This window comes from Oligella urethralis DSM 7531 (assembly GCF_000372065.1).
Lineage (GTDB): Bacteria > Pseudomonadota > Gammaproteobacteria > Burkholderiales > Burkholderiaceae_B > Oligella > Oligella urethralis.
Genome location: NZ_AQVB01000003.1, coordinates 1 through 26,073, shown reverse-complemented (window position 1 = coordinate 26,073; position 26,073 = coordinate 1). Strand labels below are relative to the sequence as shown.

18 protein-coding genes are annotated in these 26,073 nt (G+C 49.2%); 5 read left to right on the top strand and 13 right to left on the bottom strand.

Going from position 1 to position 26,073, the window contains the following annotated elements; genetic code table 11:
• Positions 1-27: 27 nt before the first annotated feature.
• From pyrF to A3GA_RS0102580, 4 genes are all read right to left on the bottom strand, one after another.
• Complete coding sequence (pyrF, locus tag A3GA_RS0102595; RefSeq protein WP_018025827.1) at positions 28-873, bottom strand: orotidine-5'-phosphate decarboxylase; 846 nt, start codon at positions 871-873, stop codon at positions 28-30.
• Positions 874-1,050: 177 nt separating this feature from the next.
• A complete protein-coding gene (gene groL, locus A3GA_RS0102590) occupies positions 1,051-2,697 on the bottom strand; it encodes a chaperonin GroEL (RefSeq protein WP_018025826.1) in 1,647 nt (548 codons plus the stop codon).
• 108 nt (positions 2,698-2,805) lie between these two features.
• Positions 2,806-3,093 carry a co-chaperone GroES gene (gene groES, locus A3GA_RS0102585; protein ID WP_018025825.1) on the bottom strand — a complete coding sequence of 96 codons (288 nt, stop codon included), beginning with the start codon at positions 3,091-3,093 and terminating at the stop codon, positions 2,806-2,808.
• A gap of 165 nt (positions 3,094-3,258) precedes the next feature.
• On the bottom strand, positions 3,259-4,215 hold the full coding sequence (locus tag A3GA_RS0102580; RefSeq protein ID WP_018025824.1) for an AEC family transporter: 957 nt from the start codon (positions 4,213-4,215) through the stop codon (positions 3,259-3,261).
• Between the two features lie 232 nt (positions 4,216-4,447).
• Here A3GA_RS0102580 and A3GA_RS0102575 point away from each other — a divergent pair, with 232 nt between their 5' ends.
• A complete protein-coding gene (locus A3GA_RS0102575) occupies positions 4,448-5,104 on the top strand; it encodes a peroxiredoxin (protein WP_018025823.1) in 657 nt (218 codons plus the stop codon).
• 97 nt (positions 5,105-5,201) lie between these two features.
• On the opposite strand, the gene A3GA_RS0102570 is transcribed toward A3GA_RS0102575, so the two are convergent.
• From A3GA_RS0102570 to A3GA_RS0102560, 3 genes are read right to left on the bottom strand one after another with little or no spacing between them, the layout of a single operon-like run.
• Positions 5,202-6,017, bottom strand: a complete 816-nt coding sequence (locus A3GA_RS0102570; RefSeq protein WP_018025822.1) for a thiazole synthase — start codon at positions 6,015-6,017, stop codon at positions 5,202-5,204.
• A 6-nt stretch (positions 6,018-6,023) separates the two neighbouring features.
• Positions 6,024-6,245 carry a sulfur carrier protein ThiS gene (thiS, locus tag A3GA_RS0102565; protein ID WP_018025821.1) on the bottom strand — a complete coding sequence of 74 codons (222 nt, stop codon included), beginning with the start codon at positions 6,243-6,245 and terminating at the stop codon, positions 6,024-6,026.
• Between the two features lie 13 nt (positions 6,246-6,258).
• Positions 6,259-7,329: an FAD-dependent oxidoreductase gene (locus A3GA_RS0102560; protein WP_018025820.1), complete on the bottom strand. Its 1,071-nt coding sequence runs from the start codon at positions 7,327-7,329 to the stop codon at positions 6,259-6,261.
• Between the two features lie 118 nt (positions 7,330-7,447).
• Between A3GA_RS0102560 and recQ the strand changes: the two genes are divergently transcribed.
• The gene (gene recQ / locus A3GA_RS0102555) at positions 7,448-9,274 is read left to right on the top strand and encodes a DNA helicase RecQ (protein WP_018025819.1); all 1,827 of its coding nucleotides are present in this window, start codon (positions 7,448-7,450) and stop codon (positions 9,272-9,274) included.
• Here recQ and ruvB read toward each other — a convergent pair.
• The 6 genes from ruvB to dusB are packed head-to-tail and all read right to left on the bottom strand — an operon-like array spanning position 9,266 to position 14,437.
• Entirely contained in the window at positions 9,266-10,345 is a 1,080-nt protein-coding gene (gene ruvB / locus A3GA_RS0102550) for a Holliday junction branch migration DNA helicase RuvB (RefSeq protein ID WP_018025818.1), read from the bottom strand. The two genes, recQ and ruvB, sit on opposite strands and share 9 nt — an antisense overlap.
• An 18-nt stretch (positions 10,346-10,363) precedes the next feature.
• Positions 10,364-10,939: a Holliday junction branch migration protein RuvA gene (ruvA, locus tag A3GA_RS0102545; protein WP_018025817.1), complete on the bottom strand. Its 576-nt coding sequence runs from the start codon at positions 10,937-10,939 to the stop codon at positions 10,364-10,366.
• 20 nt (positions 10,940-10,959) lie between these two features.
• Positions 10,960-11,505, bottom strand: coding sequence for a crossover junction endodeoxyribonuclease RuvC (gene ruvC, locus A3GA_RS0102540; protein ID WP_018025816.1), 546 nt, complete (start codon positions 11,503-11,505; stop codon positions 10,960-10,962).
• 29 nt (positions 11,506-11,534) lie between these two features.
• Positions 11,535-13,127, bottom strand: coding sequence for a bifunctional phosphoribosylaminoimidazolecarboxamide formyltransferase/IMP cyclohydrolase (gene purH, locus A3GA_RS0102535; RefSeq protein ID WP_018025815.1), 1,593 nt, complete (start codon positions 13,125-13,127; stop codon positions 11,535-11,537).
• Positions 13,128-13,133: 6 nt separating this feature from the next.
• Positions 13,134-13,385, bottom strand: a complete 252-nt coding sequence (locus A3GA_RS0102530) for a helix-turn-helix domain-containing protein (RefSeq protein ID WP_018025814.1) — start codon at positions 13,383-13,385, stop codon at positions 13,134-13,136.
• A 59-nt stretch (positions 13,386-13,444) separates the two neighbouring features.
• A complete protein-coding gene (gene dusB / locus A3GA_RS0102525) occupies positions 13,445-14,437 on the bottom strand; it encodes a tRNA dihydrouridine synthase DusB (protein ID WP_018025813.1) in 993 nt (330 codons plus the stop codon).
• 108 nt (positions 14,438-14,545) lie between these two features.
• Here dusB and A3GA_RS0102520 point away from each other — a divergent pair, with 108 nt between their 5' ends.
• From A3GA_RS0102520 to A3GA_RS0102510, 3 genes are all read left to right on the top strand, one after another.
• Positions 14,546-15,475, top strand: coding sequence for a cytochrome c oxidase assembly protein (locus tag A3GA_RS0102520; RefSeq protein WP_026156766.1), 930 nt, complete (start codon positions 14,546-14,548; stop codon positions 15,473-15,475).
• Positions 15,476-15,893: 418 nt separating this feature from the next.
• Positions 15,894-17,636, top strand: a complete 1,743-nt coding sequence (locus A3GA_RS0102515) for a ShlB/FhaC/HecB family hemolysin secretion/activation protein (RefSeq protein ID WP_018025811.1) — start codon at positions 15,894-15,896, stop codon at positions 17,634-17,636.
• A 63-nt stretch (positions 17,637-17,699) separates the two neighbouring features.
• A partial coding sequence (locus A3GA_RS0102510; protein WP_018025810.1) for a two-partner secretion domain-containing protein occupies positions 17,700-26,073 on the top strand: 8,374 nt, incomplete at its 3' end.

Below are 26,073 nucleotides of genomic sequence, written 5' to 3'. Positions count from 1 at the left end.
GGCTGACGGCTTGACGCGCTATCGGTTTTAGTCTTGTTGCGCTAAAAACTGCTCGCGGGCGGCATTAATCGCATCACGTGTGGCCTTTGCTTCTGCTGCTGCCGCTTCTTGCCAATCAATATCTGAGCTAGCATAGAGAATTGCACGGGCGGAGTTGATTAGTAGCCCTTGACCCTTATTGTTGGCGCCCGCCATCACCGTGGCTTCAATATCACCACCCTGAGCACCAATACCTGGCACTAAGAGTGGCATCTCATCGCCGACCACTTGACGTACCTTGGCAATTTCCTCAGGGAAGGTGGCGCCCACCACCAGCGCACACTGACCAGAATAATTCCATTTGTCAGCAACCGTTTTAGCCACTTCAAGATAAAGCGGGGTGCCGTCTGCTGATTCAAAAAACTGGAAATCCGAGCCACCTTGATTGGATGTACGACATAGAATAATCACCCCCTTATCTTCCCATGCTAAATAGGGCTCAATTGAATCGAAGCCTAAGTAGGGGTTGACCGTAATCGCATCAGCGCGATAGCGCTCAAACGCCTCCTTGGCGTAATGATCAGCGGTGGTACCGATATCACCACGTTTGGAATCTAAGAGAATGGGCAGATCCGGGTAGGTGGTGCTGATGTAGTGACATAGCTGAGTTAAGGCCATCTCTGCACCCTGCGAGGCAAAATAGGCAATTTGCGGTTTAAAGGCGCAGGCATATGGAGCGGTCGCATCGATAATGCCCTTACAAAAGTCAAAGATGGGGGTCTTGCTTTGTAAAATGGACTCTGGCATGCGTTGCTGATCTGGATCTAAGCCTACGACCAGTAAAGAGTTTTGTTTATCCCAAGCGTTTTGTAATTTATCAGTAAACTTATACATACAATCAATTAGAGAAGAGCAGTCATTAAATCAAATCAGCTGCCCCTATTGTAGGGCTAACCGCTCTTTAACGCTTGCGATAGGCGCAAAATAAAAATAAAAAATAAAAAACGGCACCTCGTAGATTGAGGCGCCGTTTTATGCTATAAGCAGCGATGCTGTGTGATAGTGGCTAGCTTAGAAGCCCATGCCACCCATACCACCCATACCGCCCATATCAGGCATTGCTGCAGGTGCAGGATTTTCCTGAGGTAGCTCAGCAACAGCAGCTTCAGAGGTTAGTAGTAAACCGGCCACAGAAGCAGCGTTTTGTAATGCAGAGCGGGTTACTTTCGTTGGGTCAAGTACACCTTGCTCAACTAAGTCACCGTACTGGTCGGTAGAGGCGTTATAGCCGTAGTTACCTTCGCCTTTGATAACCTCGTTCACAACCACACTTTCTTCCTCACCAGCGTTAGCAACGATGGTGCGTAAAGGTGCTTCGATGGCACGTAGAATTAAACGGATACCAGCGTCTTGGTCAGCAGTGTCACCTTTAAGTGCAGCCACAGCGGCTTTGGTGCGGATAAGCGCAACACCACCACCAGGCACAATACCTTCTTCAACAGCTGCGCGAGTTGCGTGTAACGCATCCTCAACACGTGCTTTTTTCTCTTTCATTTCAACTTCAGTGGCAGCACCCACGCGGATAACAGCAACACCACCGGCTAATTTAGCCACACGCTCTTGTAATTTTTCGCGGTCGTAATCAGAAGTAGACTCTTCGATTTGTGCGCGGATTTGCTTAACACGAGCTTGGATGTTAGCGCCATCACCAGCACCGTCAATAATGGTCGTGCTTTCTTTGGCAACTTCGATGCGCTTCGCTTGACCAAGCATTTCAATGGTAGCTGTTTCTAAAGACATACCAGTTTCTTCAGAGATAACGGTACCGCCAGTTAAGATAGCGATATCTTCAAGCATGGCTTTACGACGATCGCCAAAGCCAGGGGCCTTCACTGCAGTGGTCTTAAGAATACCGCGGATATTGTTAACCACTAGGGTAGCTAAAGCTTCGCCTTCAACATCCTCAGCAATGATTAATAGCGGACGGCTAGATTTGGCAACTTGCTCTAGGATAGGTAATAAGTCGCGGATATTGCTGATTTTTTTGTCGTAAATTAAAACAAAAGGCTCATCTAGTGCAGCCACTTGCTTTTCAGGCGCCGTGATGAAGTATGGAGAGAGGTAACCGCGGTCAAACTGCATACCCTCAACCACATCTAATTCATTTTCTAAAGACTTACCGTCTTCAACCGTGATCACACCCTCTTTACCCACTTTGTCCATGGCGTTAGCGATGATTTCACCGATAGAAGTATCGCTGTTAGCAGAAATAGAACCAACTTGGGCAATTTCTTTAGAAGTAGTGCAAGGCTTAGAAAGCTGTTTAAGCTCTTCAACCGCAACTGCAACGGCTTTGTCGATACCGCGCTTAAGATCCATTGGGTTGATGCCAGCAGCAACGTACTTAATACCTTCTTGTACGATGGCTTGAGCCAATACAGTCGCAGTGGTAGTACCATCACCAGCACTGTCAGAGGTTTTAGAAGCAACTTCTTTAACTAATTGCGCACCGATATTTTCGAAACGGTCTTTTAGTTCGATTTCTTTAGCAACAGAAACACCGTCTTTGGTTACGGTAGGGGCACCGAAAGAGCGCTCAAGTACAACGTTACGACCCTTAGGGCCTAAGGTTGTTTTAACAGCATCTGCGAGGATGTTTACGCCGCGAACAATACGTGAACGGGCATCATCACCAAAAAATACTTGCTTTGCAGCCATGTTTAATTTCCTTTTATTGATCGAGCCTGATATCTCAGGATAGATTAAAAATTCTTTATAAATACTCGCTGAGTCTTAACCCAGCGTCAGAGTATCTGTCGTCGGTGATTAGTCAATAATTGCCAAGATATCGGATTCTTGAACGACTAATAAATCTTCACCATCAACTTTCACTGTTTGACCGGTGTACTTGCTGAAAAGTACTTTATCGCCAACTTTTACTTCCATCGGGATAATGGAGCCGTTATCAGCTTTTTTACCAGCACCAACTGCAATCACTTCACCTTGATCAGGCTTTTCAGCGGCAGTTTCAGGGATCACAATACCTGAGGCTGTAGTGCGCTCATTATCTAAACGCTTGATGATTACGCGGTCTTGTAAAGGACGTAATGCCATGTGAAACTCCTTAAAGAATTTAAATAACTAATTATAAAACTCATGAAAACGGGAGAGTTTTAGCACTCTGCCCCAATGAGTGCTAATTATATGGGCGAATTTTGTTCTTTCAAGGCTGGGTTAACCTTTTGTTACAATTTAGCCAGGAACGGACGCCTGAGCCTACTAGAGTGCATTAGGGAAACCGTAGAAGTAATTCCACAGCACTAAGACCGTACTGAGGCTAAAGAATGAGGCAAAGGTCATGACGATCAAATGGCCCGAGGTATGGCTCTCACCGTATTGCATCCCAATCAGTGCATAGAGCGTAGCAGCGGGCGCGGAGGCCAGCAATACGCCTGACATCACGGTGATATGATCGGTGACGCCATAAAGCGTAAAGCCAGCAAAAATAAGCGCTGGGAAAAGCACTAATTTGCCCAGGCAAATTGGAATCGCCGCTTTGATACTGGAGCGGAAACGAATGGCGTTAAGATTGGCACCAATGGCAAAAAGTGCGACAGGCGCTGCCGCAATACTCAGCATCGTAAGTGTTTTTCTGACGGGTTCCACCACGCCCAGACCTAGGAGGGAGAAAATGATCCCACTTAGAATGGCAACAATGGGTGGACTGCTGACGATTTTTCTAAGTGCGGTGAGAAATAATTTAAAGAGGTTTTTCTTTTTACCAGACGATAGTTCGCAGAGCAAAATGGTGGGTAGTACGCCCAACAAATTTTCAAAAAGCAGGTTCATGCTGAGAAAAATAGCGGCTTGTTCTAAGCCGATGACCTGCGCTAATACCGGATAGCCTAAAAAAGCGGTATTACAAAAGATGAGCCCTAAGCCATTGAGCGCAGCTTGTACCGCCGTGCGACCCAGTACTTTGAGACTGATGAGTAGTCCGGCCCAGTATAGGCAGATGGTGATACCACCATAGACAAACACATAGTCAAATAAAAAGGCGCTGCTAATATCTAGGGTAGAAATGGCATTAAACACCAAGGCAGGATAGGCAAAGTTAAGTACAAAACTGCCTAGCCCCTTATTATTTTCCAAGCTTAAAAAGCCTAACTTAACCGCACCGTAACCTACGCCGATCAGTAGAAAAAGCGGCAGGGTAATGTTGAGAATCGTGATCATTGATATAAATCCAGGTTATAACAAAGCAAAAGTATATAGATATCAGTAATAGCTATGCGTTATATAAATGGTAGATATTTTTATTTAGCGATAATGAGTGACTATGTTAGTATCTTAATTATCGCTTCGCTGATTAAGTCTATCAGAGTTATCGGCGATTCTAATTATTTACGGCTTGATGTGTTATGTTATTTAAGCTGTATTGAATTATCTACCAGACGAAGGAGTGTTTATGTCATTACGTATTAACGATATCGCACCAGATTTTACTGCTGATACAACCGAGGGCGAAATTAAGTTCCACGATTGGATTGGTGACAGCTACGCAATTATTTTCTCTCACCCTAAGGATTTTACCCCGGTATGTACGACTGAATTCGGTGCTGTTGCAAGATTAGCGGCTGAGTTTGAAAAGCGTAACACCAAGGTGATCGGTGTGTCGGTGGATAGTGTTGACGAGCATGTGAAGTGGAAAAATGACATCAGTCACTTTGCCAAGGTGCCTGCTAACTTCCCGATTATTGACGATACCTCACTAAACGTGGCAAAGCTTTACGATATGCTGCCAGCTGAGGCTTATTTGCCTGACGGTCGTACGGCAGCAGATAGTGCCACCGTACGTACGGTATTTATTATTGGTCCTGATAAGAAGATTCGCTTAAGCTTAACCTACCCAATGTCTGTTGGTCGTAACTTTAGCGAAATTTTACGTGCCTTAGACGCTATTCAGGCGACAGATGGTGTGGCCCTTGCTACGCCTGCTGACTGGCAGCCGGGTGAGGATGTGATTGTGGCTTTAAGCCTTGATGATTCACAAGCTGAAGCAAAATTTGGTGAGCTCAATAAGGTCCTGCCTTATCTACGTTTTGCTAAGTGCCCGTCTAAGTAATTGGCGCCACGCAGCTTAAAGCGTCATTGCTTCATTTAATTAAGGCCCGTAGCGTTAAGTCGCTCGGGCCTTAAATTTACTTATGTGCTAGCATCCGCTAGTCTAACAAAAAGGGTCTGCCAGTGACCGGTGTGCTTGGTGAGGCCATATCCTGCTTGGACATGATGCCAGCCTCATAGGCTAGACGGCCAGAGCGCACAGCCAGTTTAAAGGCTTCCGCCATCTTGACGGGATCATGCGCCTTGGCCACGGCTGAGTTCAGTAGTACTCCATCAAAGCCCATTTGCATGGCGATGGCGGCATCCGCTGGGGAGCCGATACCGGCATCCACAATCAACGGGACATCGGGTAAGCGGTTACGCAAAATGCGTAAGGCATGAGGATTGGTCAAGCCCTGACCCGAGCCGATAGGCGCACCCCATGGCATCAATAACTTACAACCCACATCTAATAATCGGCGGCAGGTGACTAAATCATCCGTGCAGTAGGGGAAGACCTCAAAGCCGTCCTTAACTAGCTGCTCGGCCGCATCAATTAAGTTAATCGGATCGGGCTGCAGGGTGTAGTCGTCACCAATGACTTCGAGCTTAATCCAATGTGTCTCAAAGATTTCACGCGCCATATGGGCAAGGGTAATGGCTTCACGGGCAGTTTTACAGCCAGCGGTATTTGGCAGTAAGTGCTTGCCGCTTTGCTTAAGAATCTGGAAAAAAGGATTATCCACCCCCTCCGTCGTGCTTTGGGTTAGAGGATTTGCACCCGCTGGTAACTGACGCTTAAGTCCAACGGTAATTACATCTGTCTCGGCTGCCTCAATTGCCTGAGCTAAAACAGCAGGCGAGGGGTAGAGTGCGGTACCTAAGAAAAAACGACTGTTGAGGCTGACGCCACCAATGTTAAAAGTAGTTGACATCGTGACTTAGCCCCCAGTGATCGGTGAAAAGGTAAACACTTCATCGTTTGCTTTTAAAATGTAGTCAGTGCGCTGCTGACGCGGTACAAACACCTCATTGACGGCGGTCGCAACTAAGCTGGGGTCGAGCGCTTGTGCCGTCTCACGTTGCCATGCTTCGACCACTTGCGACAAGGTGATGTCGGCTGGAAACTGTCTGTCTTCTCCATTAATCTTTATCGTAATCATGCTTAACTCTACCTTAAAGCGTTGCTAAAACGGGTATCTCCAAAGCCGCATTGAGGGCATCCTCGATCATGGCGGGCGCAATCATCCAGCCATGTCTGAAGAGACCATTAATGCGACTTAAACCCTGCTCAGTTTCAATGCGTGGGAAGTTATCCACCAAGGCTGGGCGTAAATTAGTTTCAGTGTGAACTAATCGTGCCTCGGCTAAGCCAGGTAACACACTATGTGCCGCGGCTAGGAGCTCCACGGTGGTTCGTAAAGAAACTGGTGATCGATCCTCGCTTTCAATGGAGCTCGCACCAATCACAAAAATATTGTTTTGCCGCGGTACGATATAGACCTGATAGCGTGGATGCAATAGGCGCAGCGGTCGATGTAACGCCACCTCGGGCGCTTGCACCCAAAAAATTTCACCGCGCACACCACGTACATTTTGACAGGAAAGCTCGGTGGGGTGTGGGTATTTCAAGCGTCTGGCACCAACGCCTCGACAATCAAAGACCCAATCAAAATGATGCCGTTTATCACCCATCACTATCTCGCCCGGATGTAAACTATCCACCTGCACGCCCCAATGCCAGCTCACGTCCTTAGCCTCTGCGCATAAGGCACGCATGGCTAGACCCGTGTCAACCTGACCCTCTTGCGGTAGCAGCCACGCATGTGCCGGACCCTGAATGGCAGGCTCTAAGTCCCTCAGCTCCTTGATCGTGATGGCTCTGGGCGTATCCTCTGGATTAGGCGTCTTACGCTGTAATAAATGAATCATCTGCTCGGCGGCACCCTCATCACCCTGGTGGGCAAGCATCAAACTACCTTTGAGACGTAGATCAATGCGATTGTCCATGCGCTCGGCAAGCGCAGCCCAAATCGCTAAGGCGCGCTGACCTAAGGCATACACATCATCATCACCCGTATCCATTTCTGCTAAGGGGCATAGCATCCCAGCAGCGGTCCAACCGGCAGCGACCCGTGCGTGAGCGTCAGGCGCTGGATCAAAAACCGCTACCTGATAGCCATGTGTCGATAAGGCATAGGCTAGTAAACGTCCGGCTAAGCCGGCTCCGGCAATTCCAATTTGCATAAGACATCCAGTGAAAGCAAAGAATTATTATATCCTACCGCAAATGCGCTTGCGTTGCTTGAGGCGTGAAGCGAAATGGTACACTACTATGTTTCTAAACGACGATCAAAGATGATTAATGCAGGGTGATTTGCTATCAGCCAAAGAAGTGTTGCGGCATGTATTTGGTTATGATGAATTTCGTAGTGAGCAAGAGGCGATTGTAGCGCATCTAACTCAGGGTGAGGATGCCTTGATTTTAATGCCGACTGGCGCTGGTAAGTCACTTTGCTACCAAATTCCTGCGTTGTTGCGACCTGGCGTTGCGGTGGTGGTATCGCCCTTGGTGGCCTTGATGCACGATCAGATTGATGGCTTACGGGCGCTTGGTTTGTCAGCCCTCAGTTTACATGCGGGGATGGACTGGGATGAAATGCGTGCTGCGGAAGCGGCCGTTGCTCGAGGTGAGGTTAAGTTTTTATATGTGGCCCCGGAGCGTTTTGATAATCCACGTTTTTTACGTCTACTCGATAGTTTGCAAATCGCCCTCTTTGCGATTGATGAAGCGCATTGCGTATCGCAATGGGGCCATGATTTTCGACCAGCATATTTGGACTTGTCGATTTTGCCTGCACGTTGGCCTAGCACACCGAGAGTCGCTTTAACAGCCACCGCCACGGAGTTAACGCGTCAGGAAATTGTTGAGCGCTTGCAATTACAAGGTGCGAAGCAGTTTATTAGCAGTTTTGACCGCCCCAATATTCGCTACGAGCTGGTAGAAAAAACGAAAGAAAGGCAGCAGTTACTCAGCTTTATCAATCAGCGGCATGCCGGTGAATCGGGCATTGTGTACTGCCTATCGCGCCAGAAAAGTGAAGCAGTGGCCGCATTTTTAAAGCAAGCTGGTATCCGAGCCTTACCTTATCATGCGGGTCTGAGCGCTGAAGTGCGTTATGAAAATCAGCGCATCTTCCAACAAGAAGACGGCGTGGTGATGGTGTCAACCATTGCCTTTGGTATGGGGATTAATAAGCCGGATGTGCGTTTTGTTGCGCATATCGACATGCCCCGCTCGATTGAGGCCTATTATCAAGAAACTGGGCGCGCTGGGCGTGATGGTTTGCCAGCAACGGCTTGGTTAGCCTACGGCTTACAAGACGTGATGCAGCAACGTAAATTAATTGAGTCTTCTCAAGGGGATGCGGCGTTTAAGCAGCGTTCTATGGATGCCTTAAATGCTATGTTGGCTTTTTGTGAGGCCACGTCTTGTCGGCGTCAGCGTTTATTAGCCTATTTCGGTGAGACGGCTGAAGCTTGCGGTAATTGTGATATTTGTTTAGAGCCACCGGCCTTGTGGGATGCGACGGTTGCTGCTCAAAAGTTGTTATCAACCATTTACCGATTGCAGCATGAGTATGGGGAGTATAGCGGGGCGAAGCATTTGGTGGATATTCTGCATGGTAAAAAGACCGCTCGTGTGATGCAGCAGGGGCATGATGCCCTAACTGTCTTTGGCATTGGCCGTGAATTGGATGAGGCTCAATGGCGTGGGCTGATTCGTCAGTTGCTAGCTGCAGCCTATTTGGATATGCACTCTGAAGGCTTTCGAAATACCTATAGCTTAACTAAAAAAAGTGAGGATTTATTGTTTGCCAAGAAGAAAATTTGGCTAAGAAAAATCCCGCCACTCAGTAAAGCATATTCCAATAATCAAATGCCGGTTCAGAATAGACCGCTATTTGATTTAGGGCCGGCTGAGACAAAGCGATTTGAGGCATTAAAAACATGGCGCTTACAAGAAGCGAAAAATAATGGGGTGCCGGCCTACGTGATCTTTAAAGACATTACCCTCTATCAGATCGTGATGAAGCAGCCGCAAACGCAAGCCGATTTAGCCCAAATTGAGGGTATTGGTGATAAGAAAATCAGTCAGTACGGTGAGGCAATTTTAGCCCTCTTAAAATAGGCTTGGTGCCTCATCATCCGCTGCGCCGAGGGTGCTTGGTGCTTTTAAACCCAAATGCTGCCAGGCAATGGCGGTGGCAATACGACCGCGGGTGGTGCGTTGTAAATAGCCATTTTGAATTAAATAGGGTTCAATCACATCCTCAATGGTATCGCGCTCTTCGCCAATGGCTGCCGCCAGGTTATCCACCCCGACCGGACCGCCGTTAAACTTATGAATGATGGTTTCTAGGAGCTTTCTATCCATCAGATCCAGACCCTCGGGATCCACTTCCAACATAGCTAAGCCAGCGCTGGCGGTGGCTGCATCAATGAGACCGTTATTGCGAATATCCGCATAATCACGGATACGTCTTAAGAGACGATTGGCAATACGTGGCGTACCCCGCGCCCGCTTGGCAATTTCCAAACTCCCTTCAGGAGCGATGGCGGCATTGAGTAAATGGGCACTGCGCGTGATAATCTGCTGCAGCTCCTGGCTGGTATAAAACTCCAAACGTTGTGTAATACCGAAACGATCGCGTAGCGGATTGGTCAGCATGCCGGCTCGTGTGGTGGCGCCGACCAGGGTAAAGGGCTGCAAATCGATTTTGACACTGCGTGCCGCTGGACCCTCACCGATTAAAATATCAATCTGAAAGTCCTCCATCGCCGGGTAGAGAATCTCCTCAACCACTGGCGAAAGACGATGAATTTCATCAATAAACAGCACATCGTTTTTATTGAGATTGGTCAGCAGGGCGGCAAGGTCGCCAGCACGCTCCAGCACCGGCCCTGAGGTCTGATGCATTTGCGAGCCCATCTCATGCGCAATAATATGGGCTAAGGTGGTTTTTCCCAAGCCGGGCGGGCCAAATAGTAGCACGTGATCAAGTGACTCACCGCGTCGCTTAGTGGCTTCAATAAAGATTTCCAACTGTTCACGGGCACGAGTCTGACCAGTGTAATCGGCTAGGCGCTTAGGCCGTAAGGCACGCTCCACCGATTCCTCTGCACCGGAGGCGGCATGGCCTGAGACTAGCCGTGTATCAGCCTCTGTTTGCGTGCTTAAATTATCGGAAAATATCGCCATAATCACCCTATCGATCAATTACTTGGACAAAAGCTTTAGCGCTTGTCGGATACCTTCGGCAACTTCAATCTCAGGCGCTAGTGCTTGCAACACCTTGTGTAATTCGCGCTCGGAGTAACCCAGTGCCATCAGGGCATTGGCAATGTCCTGCCGTTGTTGTGCTGGGCTATTAGTCACTGTGGCTGAAGGTAATGCACCTAATTTACCACGTAATTCCAAGACCATGCGCTCAGCGGTTTTTTTACCGATACCCGGTATTTTACAGAGTAAAGACAGATCGTCCTCAGCCACTGCAATCGCTAATTGCTCAGCACTGATCCCAGATAAAATCGCTAAGCCCGTGCGTGGACCAATACCGCTAATTTTAATTAGGGTTCTAAAGGTTTGACGCTCGGCGTCCTGCAAAAAGCCATACAGTTGTTGCGCATCTTCTCGCACCACAAAGTGGGTATAAAGTTCAATCTCCTCGCCTAGCGCCGGTAAATCGTAAAGATTATTCATTGGCACAAAGACATCGTAGCCAATGCCATTGACATCAACGCAAATCAGGGGAGGGGATTTTTCAATCACTTTGCCGCGTAAACGACCAATCATATCGTACTCCGAGTCTCGAACTAACCAATTAAACGACCGTGACGAATACGGTGTTTAACGGTTAACGAGCTTTTTTTATGTGCTTGTAATGTGTGCGAGAGTGCGCCCGCATGGGCGTGGCAAATGGCACAAGCTAGGGCATCAGCGGGGTCGGGTGCAGGTTGTGCCGATAGTTTTAGAATATACTGCACCATGGCTTGAACTTGCTCCTTGTGAGCATGACCACGACCGACCACGGCCTTTTTAATTTGTAATGCGGTGTACTCGGACACGGCTAAGCCTTTTTGCGCTAGGCTTAGCATGGCTGCACCGCGAGCGTGTCCGAGTAAGAGGGTGGATTGAGGATTGGTGTTGAGAAAGACCTTTTCAATGACCGCCACATCGGGCTGGTAAGTGTCAATCACCTCAACTAAGTGCTCGCCAATAGCCCGCAGTCTTTCGTAAAGTGCAGCTTCGGTGGGCACCACAATGGTGCCGCTAGCCACATAACTGAGCTTAGCATCCTGGTAGTCAATAATGCCAAAGCCGGTTTTACGAAGTCCCGGGTCAACGCCCAAAATTCTCATTGAGTTTTAACCATCCTCTGCCCTGCTGCTTAGTGGCGGAAGTGGCGCATTTTGGTAAAGACCATGGCAATCCCATGCTCATCTGCGGCCGCAATGACTTCATCATCACGAATACTACCGCCCGGCTGAATCACGCAATTGGCACCGGCCTCAACCACCACATCCAAACCGTCACGGAAGGGGAAGAAAGCATCCGACGCAACCACCGTGTCCTTTAAGCTTAAACCATTAGCGTCTGCTTTAATCGCTGCAATACGTGATGAGTCTAAGCGGCTCATTTGACCGGCACCTACGCCCATGGTCATACCATCAGCGCAGAAGACAATGGCATTCGACTTCACAAAGTGCGCCACCTGCCACGCAAATAACAGATCCTTCATCTGCTTCTCAGTCGGTTGTTTTTTGGTGACCACTTCAATTTGGGTTGGATCTAGAGGGGTTAAATCCGGATCTTGAATTAACCAACCACCGCCCACACGTTTTGCATCAAAGGCGTTGCGACCGTCGCCGGCAGGGATTTCCAAGACGCGCACATTTTTCTTATTCGCTAAAAATGCTAAGGCATCCTTGCTATATGCTGGCGCTAATAAAACCTCCAAGAATTGCTCACTCACCGCTTGGGCCGTCGCTAAATCAACCTCACGGTTAAAGGCGATAATGCCGCCAAAGGCAGAAGTCGGGTCGGTTTTAAAGGCTTTTTGATAGGCTTGTAAAGGACCTTCGGCCATTGCCACACCACAAGGGTTAGCGTGCTTAACAATCACACAAGCGGGTACTTTAAAGGAGCGTACACATTCCCAAGCCGCATCGGCATCGGCGATATTATTATAAGAAAGCTCTTTACCCTGATGCTGCTTGTACGTACTCAGTAGTCCGGCGGCGCGGGTATTGGTGTCGATGTAGAAAGCAGCGCTTTGATGTGGATTCTCACCGTAGCGCATGGCTTGTTGCTGCTTCATTTGCACCGTGATAATACCCGGCCATGTGCTTTGCGCTGGCGTCTCATGTTGTGCCGGTTCAGCCGCTTCTAAGCTGCTAAGGTAGGCTGCGATGGCGCCGTCATAGGCAGCGGTATGGGCATAAACCTTGGTCGCTAAGCGTAAGCGTAAAGCATAGGAAGTCTCGCCCTTTTGGTCTAATTCCTCCAACACCTCAGCATAGTCACTAGGATCGATAATCACTGTGACGCCGCCTTTTTCTGTGCCGTGGTTCTTCGCTGCCGCACGTAGCATGGCGGGGCCACCGATATCGATATTTTCCACTGCATCAGCAAAGGTGCAGTCAGCTTTGGCAATGGTCTGCTGGAAAGGATATAAATTTACCACCAAGAGATCGATGGTATCAATCCCATGCTCGGCAATGGTACGTAGATGATTTTCATCATCACGACGTGCCAATAAACCGCCGTGAACCTTAGGGTGTAAAGTCTTGACGCGACCGTCCAATATCTCAGGCGAGTTGGTGTACTCGGCTACTTCAGTCACGCGTAGTCCCTCGTCCTTGAGGAGCTTGGCGGTACCGCCAGTGGATAAAAGCTTTACGCCACGTGCCGCCAACGCTTTGGCGAAATCAACAATACCTGTTTTGTCGGATACCGAAAGAAGTGCAGTGATTTGTTTCATAGTCGTTTAATTAATAATGTCGTAGGTAAGAAGTTTTTTGCGTAAGGTGTTGCGCGTAATGCCTAACATCTCCGCTGCTTTGGATTGGTTAAACTGGCTTTTTTCCATCACCATTTCGAGCGTGGCTTTTTCAACGCACTGCATGACCATATTCCAGATCTGACTGGCTTCCGCCTCGTCTCCTAAGGTGTTGAAATAAGCCTCCAAATGAGCGCGCACGCAATCATGCAATGGTGGGGTCTGGGTCTGCTTATTCATGATGAAAAATCTATTGTTATTAGCTGATTATTTGTTATGACCATTGGAGTGATCGAGGCTTAAGCACTTAGTTCAAGCTCAGCTTGTTGCTCAAACCAATCAGCCAACACCTGGCTCTGCTGTTGACAAGACTCGATCGTATTTAAATGGCGACGTAGGGTGTCACTGCCGGAGAAACGACTTAAATACCAGCCGATATGCTTACGTGCAGTGCGCACACCGGTATGTGCGCCGTAAAAATGATAATGCTCCTCAAGATGCGCTAAGAGCACCTCCTTCATCTCCTTGAGCGTAGGGGGCGGTAGCAAGTTGCCGCTACTTAAGTAATGGGCAATCTCTCTGAAGATCCATGGGTTGCCTTGGGCTGCGCGGCCAATCATAATGGCATCCGCTCCCGTATAGTCTAGCACTTGCTTAGCCTTTTGAGGGCTATCAATATCACCATTAGCTATTATAGGTATTTTGACAATTTTTTTCACTGCAGCGATGGTTTTATACTCTGCTTGACCTTGATAAAAGTCACAGCGTGTGCGACCATGAATGGTTAATGCGCTGATGCCGATGCTTTCGGCGAGTTTGGCAATTGTCGGCGCATTAATGCTTTGAGCATCCCAACCGGTGCGGATCTTAAGTGTCACCGGTACCTCATAGGGTTGACAGGCACTCAGCACGGCCTCAAGTATGCGTGCTACCAGTGCCTCGTCACGTAATAGGGCAGAGCCGGTGGCAACCTTACAGACTTTTTTAGCGGGGCAGCCCATATTGATGTCAATGATTTTAGCGCCTTTTTGAATATTAAATACTGCCGCTTGCGCCATCATCTCAGGATCAGCACCGAGGATTTGTACTGCAATGGGATCGACCTCGCCACGGTGATCTAAGCGTCTGGCTGTTTTAATGGTATTCCACAACTCGGGATTGCTCGCGGCCATTTCTGACACAGCATGACCAGCCCCTAGGCGTTTACAAAGACGCCTAAAAGGTCTGTCGGTTACACCTGCCATCGGTGCAACAAAGACATTATTGGGGAGTTGCCAAGGACCAATCTGCATAACTGCTTAATAATATTACGGAAATTAGTATTTTGTTGTAAAATCGATGGAGCATTATAACGCTCATTCACATCACAAAGATGGTAGTAAACGCTTTTTCTTCTTAATATGAACTTAACACTCGCTCACTGGCTAAGGCCGTGGGAATTTTCTCCGACCTTAATTATTTGTTTTTTGCTTTCGGCTTATTTGTTTTTTATAGGAAGCCGCAGGAAGCCCATCAATGCATCTCGCCAGATTTTATTTTGGTCGGGATGGGTGTTATTGTATCTTTCGATGCATACTCATGTGGATTACTATGCTGAGCGCGTGTTTTTTATTCACCGTGCGCAGCATTTGGTATTACACCACTTGGCGCCGCTGATGATTATGCTGTCTTATCCAGGTCAAGTTATGCGCGCTGGCATGACGCGTGGTATGCGTCAACAGCTTCAGCGTTTTAATCAAACCGCCTTTGGTCAGGCGTTGATCTATTGGCTCACCCATAAACTCTTTATCCCTTCTTTGTTTGTCTTTTTAGTGATTATTTGGTTGTTCCCGACCATTCAGTTTTACTCGATGTTAAATGTCAATATCTATCGTTTTATGAACTGGTCGGTGGTAGTGAGTGGTCTTCTATATTGGAATTTGATTGTGGATAGACGGCCGTACCATCCACCAGTCATTACGGCTAAAAGCAGTTTGGGTAGGTGGTGGCAAAAACGTACCTTGCCTGGTAGTCCTGCGGTGATGTCACCGTTGGAGCGTGTGCTATCACCTGTTTTTACCATGGCGCCGCAAATTGTGGCAGGTGCTTATATTGCTTTTACCTCGACCGATTTATATCCCTTGTTTGAAATTTGTGGTCGTGCTATTCCGATCTCAGCAGTACAGGATCAGGGCTGGGGTGGTTTGATTATGTGGGTGCCAGCGGGGGCGGTTGAAACCTTTGGTATTTTAGTGGCGGCTATGACGTGGTGGCGTTTGCATGCTCAGGGTCGGATTTATCATGGAAATAGACCGACGAATTATGTGGCGAGACAGGTTAAGACGGCTTGAATATAAGTGAACTGAACATATAAAGCACGTGCTCATTTTGCAGTAAGCAATAATAAGATTAAAAAGAGAATATTGGTTTAGGCTGCATGTTGGCAATAAAATGAGAGATGGCATTTAAACCTTGGTATAGCTTAGTTATTGATTTGCATAAGTAAAAGATGCGCCATTAATGCGTGTTTAAACCAATGTTATTGACTCATACTTTAGGGTTAGAGCGAGAGCAAGGCTTGAGTTTGCCATTTTTAATAGTTAAGTTGGTTTTCGCAGCTATCATTTGCCATTTAATAAGTTTTACATATTACTTGTCTATGATGTTTGCTTAATTTAAGCCCGTAAAGTGAATAAGGAAAATCCGTTGGTTGTCGTTAGTTCTCTGTTCTTACGTGGGTCGATAGTCGCTGGGCTGTCGGCTTTTTTTATGTCGAACGCTTTGGCGCAATCTGGTTCTGTTGTGTCCTCCCCAAATGAGGCTCAATTTGAAGAGCAACGTCAGCAACAACGCGAGGCGTTGCAGCAGGCAACACGTCAATCCCAAGACGATGTGCGTTTAGTCGGTCCTGAGTTAGAGGAGCCGTCTTTCCGTACCTTGGCAGCGATCGGTGAGGAATCGCCATGCTTTCCGATCAAGAACTTAAGTTTGGAGGGCCAAGAGGCCAGTCGTTTTCAATTTGCTTTAGAGGCTGCAATAACTCGCGCAGGGTTTAAAGAGGGGCAATGTGTTGGCGTTCAAGGTATTGAGCTCTTAAGTGTCTATGCGCAAAATGCCTTAATTGATCGTGGCTATACCACAAGTCGTGTGGTGCTTGAAGCGCAAGACTTAAGTCAGGGGCATCTAAGACTAACACTTATCCCAGGTTATGTGGGGGAGGTTATTCTTAGTCCTGACGGTGCGCAAGGGTTTGGACATGCTCGTATGCGATGGCTGCAAAATGAGATGCCAGTCCGACGCGGCGAGGTGTTTAATTTACGCGATATTGAGCAAGGCCTAGAAAATTATCGACGTCTACCTACAGCGCAAACATCCATACGGATCGAAGCGGCAGACAGGGCGCAGTACAGTGATGTGCATGTGGATTGGCAGCAGCGTCATGTGCCATTTCGACTCAGTATGGGCTTTGATAATTCGGGTAGTCGACAGACTGGACGTTATATAGGCACCACCACTTTCTCAGGCGATGGTCTCTTGGGTTTAAGTGATTTGTTTTATGTGTCATATAACCGTAGCCTAGGTGATAGGTTGAGCCTTCGTGATGACGATGGTCATCGAACTAAAGGGCGAACTGACAGTTACTCTTTGCATTACTCGATACCTTGGGGTTATTGGCAGTTTTTTTATAATCAAAGTTACTATCGATACCATCAGGCGGTGGCTGGCGCTTATGAGCATTATGACTATAACGGACGCAGTTTAAATCGTGAATTAGGTGTGAGTCGCACCTTATACCGAGATCAACGACGTAAAACGCAAGCTAGTTTTAAGTTATGGCAACGTCGTTCAAATAATTACATTGCGGATGCCGAAATTGATGTGCAACGCAAAAAAATGGGCGGGTGGCAAGCATCGGTTTCTCATAAGGAATTCATAGGAGCCAATACCTTAGGGCTTGATTTGTCCTACCGTCGAGGCACGGGCATATTCAATAGTGAGCAGCCTGCTGAGCACTTGTTTGGTGAAGGCACCTCACGCATGCGTGTGCTAACCGCCGACGTGAATTGGTCTATGCCATTCACTTTGGGTCAAGAAAGTTTAGTCTGGGATAGTCGTGTCCATGCGCAGTGGCATAAGAGCCCACTCGTTACTCAAGATCAATTGGCGATCGGGGGGCGTTATAGCGTACGCGGCTTTGATGGAGAGCTGTATTTGATGGCTGAGCGCGGTTGGTATTGGCGTAATGACGTGGCTTGGCAATATCGACCCAATCATCAAGTCTATGTGGGCGCCGACGTGGGTCGAGTAAGTGGCCCATCATCATCTTACTTACTAGGACAAACCTTGGCAGGGGCAGTGATTGGTTTACGTGGGCAGCTGACTTTTGGCTCATCACCTCATAGCAACCCGCAAGGGTACTACGACTTCTTTGTCGGTACACCGATTAAAAAACCGTCAGGCTTTAAAACGAAGCGTGTAGTGATTGGATTTAGCTTAAATTTTTCTTATTAGACAGTGTATTAATCTCACTTAATAGAATGGCGCGGTTTGAATTGACGGCGTAACAAGATACATATGAATCAGTCTTTTTATCACATTATTTTTAATAAAACACGTGGTCAATTAATGGTGGTGAGCGATATTGCCAGCCGCAACGGTAAGGCATCAAGAGAACAAGGTTCGAAGCCAACGTTACCCATTTGTACGTATGTTCCGGTTAGAGCACTGACATTTAGTGTCTTATTGGCCCTAAGTGCTGTCTCAATGAGTCACGAGGCGCTAGCCCAGATTCGTGCGGATAAGTCAGCGGCAAAGCATCAGCAAGCGACAATTTTGCAAACAGCAAATGGTCTGCCACAAGTCAATATTCAGACCCCCACGAAGGCCGGGGTGTCGGTTAACCAGTACAGTCAGTTTGATATTGCGCGCCAAGGGGTTATTTTAAATAATAGTCGCCAAGCGGTATCAACCCAGTTGGCCGGTTGGGTTCAGGGTAACCCACATTTGGCGCGTGGTGAAGCCAAGGTGATTGTGAATCAGGTCAATAGTCGAGAGCCGAGCCACTTACATGGGTTTACCGAGGTGGCGGGTCGTCGCGCCGAGGTGGTGATTGCTAACCCAGCAGGCATTGCAGTCAATGGCGCAGGCTTTATTAACGCACAGGGCGTCACCCTAGCCACAGGCCAAGTGCAATTAAACGCACAAGGCCAATTGACTGGGATGTCAGTTACTCAGGGCACGGTACAGATTGGCGCTGATGGGCTTAATAGCAAGGACGCCAATTATACGCAACTCATTGCCAAGACCGCTGATATACAAGGTGGTATTTGGGCTAATGACCTAAGTGTCTCAACGGGTACACAAACGGTAAGCTTTAGTGGGTCTGATCTTAATCAGTCGGTAACCTTAGCACATCAAGTAAACAGCGCCCAGCAATCACTCAATACCAATGAGGCAAACCAGCAAGTGCGCTCCGCCGACAAGGCGAGCATTGCAATTGATGTTGGCCATTTAGGCGGCATGTATGCTAATTCAATTGTATTAGTGAGTAATGACAAGGGGGTCGGGGTTAATAACTCAGGGCAGTTATTTGCTGGTCAAGGGAAATTGCAATTAAGTGCGGATGGGCAATTAACAAATCGCGGGGAGATGGTTGCCACTGCTGGATCAGAGGGTCACCCATCTGCCGCGTTACAAGTTGCGAGCCAAACGATTGAAAACCATGGCACGATGGCGGCACAGGCTGTTAATTTAAAAGCGGGCCGTATTAAAAATAACAGTGGTTTAATCACAGCGCGTCATGAGCTAAGACTGCACACTGAGCAATTGACAAATACTGATAACGCCAAGGTGGTTGCTGCGCGTTTGGATATTCAAGCCCAAGAGCTATTTAATCGACAATCGTCCATCGAGCAAAGTGGCACACAAGGTCTGACGATTTCCTCTGGGCAATTGAATCAACGCGGTGAGTTAGGCACGACAAGACAGCTTGCTGACGAGCAAACGCTTTCTCATGGCGCTGTTTCTGACACCGGCTCAACTGTTGCCGTTACACCCTCAAGTGACACTAAGACAGCGGGCACATCTCAGTTTGAACAAAAGAAACTACCAAGTTTAGCCAGCGGTGTGATCGAAATTAAAGGCATGCTGAGCAATGAAAGTGGGCAGCTTTTAGCGAATGGGGATATCCATCTGGCGGTGAATCAGGACTTTAGTAATCACGGCGACATTCGGGTCGCCTCGCTTCAGACATCTGGAACGCATTGGCAGAACCGCGGCAAGATTGAGGTTGAAAATTTAAAATTAACAAGTCGTCAAATTGATAACAGTCAAGGGCGTCTCTACTCCCCTAATACAATCACACTTGCTGCTCAGAAACTTGATAATCGTCAAGGGAGTATCAGCACGTCGTCTGATTTACGTATTTCAACGACGGGCGATGTGGATAATAGTGAGGGTCAGTTACTCGCAGAACAAGCGATGCACGTGACAGCGCAACGTTTACATTCCAATCAAGGGATAATCTCAGCGGCAGGCGCAGGAGGGTTGACTGTCGACATTGAAACAGAACTGGATAATACCAGTGGACTACTTGGTTCCCAAGGGGATTTGGTGGTCAAGGCGCTTGGCGGTTTGCAGCATCAGGCTGGACGGTTAGTGGCTGATGGGGCGGCTACTGTTGAGGCGGGTTCTTTAGCGGCTCAAGAGGGCTTGTTTTTAACGCAGGGCAGTTTGAATTTGCAGGTGGCACAAACGGTGCAGGCGGATGGTGCGCAGTTACTGAGTCATCAGGACATGCGCTTGCAGGCTGGGCAGTTGACAGCGAGCAATGCCACGCTCAGTGCTAAAGGCGATGCGCTGGTAACGCTTGACGGTGCGCTGGAGACGAAACAAGGTGTATGGTCAGCAGGGCAGGCACTGACCGTTCGGACGACGACGGGACAGACGCAAGGCACGCTTTTTTCAGCAGAAGACCGCCTAGTGATGGACGCAACGGAGATGCATCATCAAGAGTCTCAGCTGCTTGGCAAGTCGGTGCGTGTGACGGCTGATCGTGCGCTTAATTTACACGACACGGTGGTGTCAGGACAGGATACGGTTGATTTGCTGTCGGACGGCAGTCTGAGCTTAGAAACGAGCCAGCTCCAAGCGGGGGAGCAGTTGAGGCATCATGCTGAGACACAGTTACGCCTCCATGGGCTTCAAGCGCAGGCTAAGAACGTGGAATTCCATGCCGGGGAGCGTTTAGAGGCGACGCATAGCGAATGGCTAGTCGATGAGAGCTTGACGTTGAAGGCGAAAGCGATTGACGTAACCGAGACGAGTTCTGTGGCAGGCACCATCCGTGTGAGCGCAAATCAAGCTTTTAATCATCGAGACAGTGTGATGGTGGGGGAGCAATCGGTCCAGATCCAAGCGCAGACGGTGAACAATCAAGCAAGTCATGTGGTGGCGGCTGAGGATTTGACGGTGACAGCGCGAGAGGCCATTCGAAACCAAGAGGGCACGCTGTTAGCGGAGGAACAGCTGCAGTTGAGCTCCGCATTGGTGGATAATCAAGGGGGTACCTTATCTGCTCAAAATGGTCTTAGCGTGCAGGGAGCTCAAAGGCTTCACAATCAATCGGGACTGATTGTCGCCGATGAGCACGTTCATTTGCAGGCGACCACGGTAAATAATCAGGGTGGTCAGGTGTCAGCAGGAGCCGATTTGCGACTGAGGGATAATGCTCAACTCAATAATCAACACGGCGTATTGGTTGCCAAACAGACGATTGATGTGGCAACGGCTCATGTAGACAATCAGCAGGGCCAGATTCACGCCAAGCGTGATGTACAGATTCAAGCCAGTCGTCACTTGAAGAATGAGGGCGGTGAAATCTTGGCTGCCAACACAGTGACAATTCGTGACCCCGCACACACCCCAACACAACGTCGTTTAGTGATCGCGCAAGATGCGACTGGCATCATTCAAGGGACTGTGGGAACGACCTTGGTTGCGCGTGATCTACAAAGTAAGGCGCGATTGGAGACGCCGGGCGACTTGCGTTTGGATGTGGTAGAGAGTTTGACGAACACGGGTGGCCTACAAGCGGGTGGTGATTTATCGTTGACTACGCTAGGGCAATTTACGAATCGCGACACGGTGTATAGCGCACAGACCTTAACGGCTCAAGCAGCGCGCATTGATAATACGGCGAGTGGCGAGCTGCTGGGTGAGACGGCGGTTAGCGTGATTGCCAATGACGGGGATGTGGTCAATCGCGGCTTAATAAATAGCCACGGTCTAACGCGAGTGACGGCCACTGGCATTATCGATAATATTGGTAGCGGTCGCCTCTATGGTGATATGGTGGCACTACAAGCAACGACCTTAGTTAACCGCGAAGAAAAACAAACTGATGGCACCACGAAGGCGGCGGTGATTGCCGGTCGTGAGCGGGTGGATATCGGTGTGCAAACGCTTCAAAACCAAGCAGAGGGGTTGATATTTAGTGGGGGTGAGTTAGCGATTGGTCGCCGTTTAAATGATCAACAGCAGGCAGAAGGTCAAGCTCGCCTTCTCCTCAATCGTGGCGCCACGATTGAGTCGGTGGGGGACATGCAGCTGAATGCGCAGACGATTGCAAATGAAAATCCTCAATTTGCATTGGAAAGAGTCGAAGTGGCTACGCCTGAACGCATGGACTTTATTGTGCATGATTCAAATAGCTATGACACACGTGTGAATAAGAAGGATTTGAAAGAGCGTAAATGGAGTCGTCGTGCGTCGGAATTTGTCAGCAAGGGCCCAGAAGATTATGAGCAGTTGATACCCGGTGAGACGCCGTTGTGGTCGATAAAAAATACGTGCATGCCACGCTTTGGAGCGACTTGCTTTTTAGCGACACAACTCACTAATTTTGATAAATATGGGCCCGATAACCCAGCGTGGACTTATTTCGGTATTACCCCAGGTATTGTGCCTGAACCGGTCGCACCACAGGTGCCCTCTGCACCAACCGTTGCTGAACCGACAAGTTGCGCTTTTATTTTTGATACTGATGATCGCAGAGCGTGTCGTAGTGCGCAGCAGACTTGGAATGCTTACCGAGAAGCGCTGTCTACCCATGAGCACAAGCAGGCCGAGTATGAGCAGGCCTATCAGGCATGGATGGCCACTGATGGTCAACGTTGGCATGCCTTAAATGACGCACTTAATTCCTATAATCAGCAGTACCAACATCAATTTAGGCATCGCTATACGGAATACTGGATTACGCGAAGGGTGTTTGAGGACCAGGTTGCGACATCGCGGCCTGGGGATTTGATTGCAGGCGGTAATTTAACGATTAATGCCGATCGTCTGAGCAATGATAAAAGCCGCATTGTGGCCGGTCAGGCTTTAAAGGTCAATGCGCGTGAGATTGAGCAAATTGATGCAAAAGGGCTGCGGACGATAGAGGATAAAGGTAACAGTCGTTATGCTTGGGAACGCTGGCGTGGAGGCTTCAGACGTTATCATCAACGGGAGTATGGCCCAATAGTACCTTTTGAAGCCATCGAAGTACAAACCATTGATCTTCCCGTTTCTGTCTATCAGGCATTTACTCGGGTTGATACGCAGAAAGAGACCCCTACTCCTTTAGCAAGGCAAGCTGAGGTGGTAACGAGAGCGCAACAATCGACTGTTGTTGCGGGTAATGCGGAGGCTATTGGTGCACCTTCCTTGGAGCGCCTGCCAGCGCCTGATGCGAATCAAGCGCCTTGGGAGGATCGATTGAGTTCCCAAGGTGAGCTCGGTGAAGTTCAAACCATCGGTGGCACGCTTAGCGAGATGCTACGAGTACATTTGCCAAACTCGAGTCTTTATCGCGTGAATGCTCAACATGGCAGTTATTTAGTTGAAACCGATCCCGCCTTTACAAACCATCGCCAATGGCTAAGCAGTGACTACATGTTACAGGCATTGGCGACGGACCCTGCGCGAATGATGAAACGTTTAGGCGACGGTTACTACGAGCAGCGATTGTTAAATGAACAAATTCTGCAATTGACGGGTCAGCGCTTTTTAGACGGTTATGAAAATGACGAAGCGCAGTTTAAAGCATTGATGCAGCAGGGCGTGACCTTTGCCAAGGCGCATCAGTTAACGCCAGGGATTGCGTTAACCGCGGCACAGGTGTCGCGCTTAACCAGTGATATCGTTTGGTTAGAGGCGCAGACAGTAACGTTACCGGATGGGACAAGGCAAGAGGTGCTGGTGCCACGAGTGTATGTGAAACCACGTCAAGGGGATCTAGCTCATAGCGGTGCATTATTGGCAGGCCATCGCGTTGAATTGAGCGTGACCGATGGCTTTGTGAACAGTGGCACGGTGGCTGGTCGAGAGTTGGTCACGATTGAAGCGGGCCGTATGGATCAGGCCTTGGCCCGAGTGCAGGCAAAACGCGTGGGGCTGACGGCGAAGCGGGATATGACCTTAAGTGGTAGTAGCGTTCATGCGACTGAGGTTGCGAGTCTTCGTGCGGGTAGGGACCTCATGCTAGAAAGTGCCACTTATCACACCGAAGCGGAAGTGACTGGTGATCGTGGCACGTATTTTAGTGGGGTGCGTCAAGGCATTGACCGATTAGCCAGTGTGCAGGTAACCAACGACGCAGCGCAGCTATTACTTGACGCGGCTCAGGACCTCACCTTAACGGCGGCGTTAGTGAGCAATACGGGTCAGGACGGGCAGACGCAACTGGTTGCGGGCCGTGATCTTAGCTTGGGGACGGTAACGACGGGGTATCGTCAAGACAGCGTGGCGGATGCACGCAATTACACTAAAGAAGCACGTTGGCAAGAGACGGGGACTGCGATTCAGACCGTTGGAGATATCCATTTGCACGCCGGTGAGCAAGCGACGCTGCGAGCAGCAGAGCTGACGAGCGAGCATGGTCTCTTGCATGTGACAGCCAAGGATAACCTCACGATTGAAGCTGGGCGTGCTGAGTCGCGTCATGATGAGCGCCATGTGACAAAACACCGTCGCTTCTTGGGCAGTAAATCAAAAGAAACACATTGGTTCAGTGAGCGAGATGAGAGCGTGGCGAGTGAGCTTACCGCGGCTCAGGTCGTGCTACAGAGTGGTAAAGACATGCAGATTATGGGTAGCGACCTGATCTCGGATTACGGCACGCAGTTGCACGCTGCGGGTGACATTAGCCTTAGTGCGGCTAAGGAGTATGCGTTTAGTGATTACTATGAGAAAACGAAGAAATCAGGTGTTTTTGGTACTGGTGGTCTCGGCTTTACGATTGGTCGACAATCAACAGAAATCGAGCATGACCGACGTGATGGCACCTTACGTGGTAGCCTTGTCGGGAGTTTAGCTGGTGATACGGTGATTCAGGCAGGCCGTCGTTATAGGCAGGAAGCCAGTACGGTCTCAGCACCCCAAGGTGATGTTCTGATCACTGGCCAAGCTGTCACGATCACTGCGGGTGAGCAACCGTATTCTGAGTACTATCGACGCACGGATAAGCAAAGTGGTCTGACCGTGGCTGCGAGTGTACCGGTGGTGGATGCGGCAAAGAACATTCAGCATGCGATTGAGTCGATTGGCGAGAGTAAAAACCATCGAACTCAAGCCATGGCGGTGGCGAATAGTGCTTGGCGACTCTATGAGGGCGTGGAGCTGTTACAGGGGCAGCCGATTGGTCTTGATGCCGCAAAAAAAGCCAGTGTGTCGGTAACCCTTGGTTCGCAAAAAAGTCACGTATCGCAACAACACAGTGGCCATACGGTGGCGCCTAGTCAGATGCTGGCGGGTAAGACAGCCACCGTGATCGCGCACGGTGCGGGCGAGGACTCTCATCTGCGTGTCATCGGTTCAGATGTGTTGGGTTTAGGGGGTACGCACCTTGTGGCTGAGAACGATATTATCTTGCTGCCGGCCACAGAAACCGAGCGCAGTCGCAGTCAGAACAGCACCTCAGGCTGGAACGTTGGGGTAGCGATGAGCTTAGGCGAAGGCGCACCGACCGTGGGTATCACTGCGGGTGCCAATCGAGGCAAAGGTTACGGCGACGCCGACAGCGTCAGGCACCGCCAGACACAGACTGGTGATAGCACCAGCCTGACGACATTACAGGCAGGGGATACGACCACCTTGCGCGGTGCGCAGGTGTTGGGCGAGACGGTGCAGATCGCCACTGAGCGACTTCACATCGAGAGCGTACAGGACACAGCGACTTATGAGGGCAAACAACAGAGCCTAGGTGGTCAGCTGACGGTGGGGGTGGGTGCTTCTGGGGGTGCAAACCTGAGTCGCTCAACGATCCAAGCCGATTACGCAAGCGTCATTCAGCCGTCAGGCGTTTATGCTGGTGACGGGGGCTATCAGATTGTGGTCAACGATCATACCGAACTCATTGGCGGACTGGTGACCTCGACGGCCCAAGCAGAGCAACAGGGCAAAAATCACTTTATCACGGGTACCTTAATGACCAGTAAACTGGTGAATCGCGCAGGGCATGACGGGAGCAGTGTGGGCATTAACCTCACGGCTGATATTCAGGGTGGCTGGCAGGGTCAAACGCGAAGCGACGAGGGGAAAACCACGCACACACTGGGTGGTAGCATGGGGTCTGGCAATGACATAGATCGTCAAGAGCGCACCACGGCTAGCGGTATCAACACAGAAAATCTCCTAATCACAGACTCTGATACGCAATTATTGCTCACCGGCTTAGGTCCCGATGCCATGGCCGAGCGGGTCTTTACCAACANAACCACGGAGACAGCGGCTGCCGATAGTGGTGCTTTAGCCAATCGTTTCGATGCGGACGCCGTGCAGCGCGAGCTGGNTGTGCAGGTTGCGGTGTCACAAGACTTTAGTCAGAATGTGCAGACCGCCAAAAACGAACTCAACAAAGCCATTGATAAGCTAGAGGCGCAATATCACAAGGGTCAAGTTAGCCTTG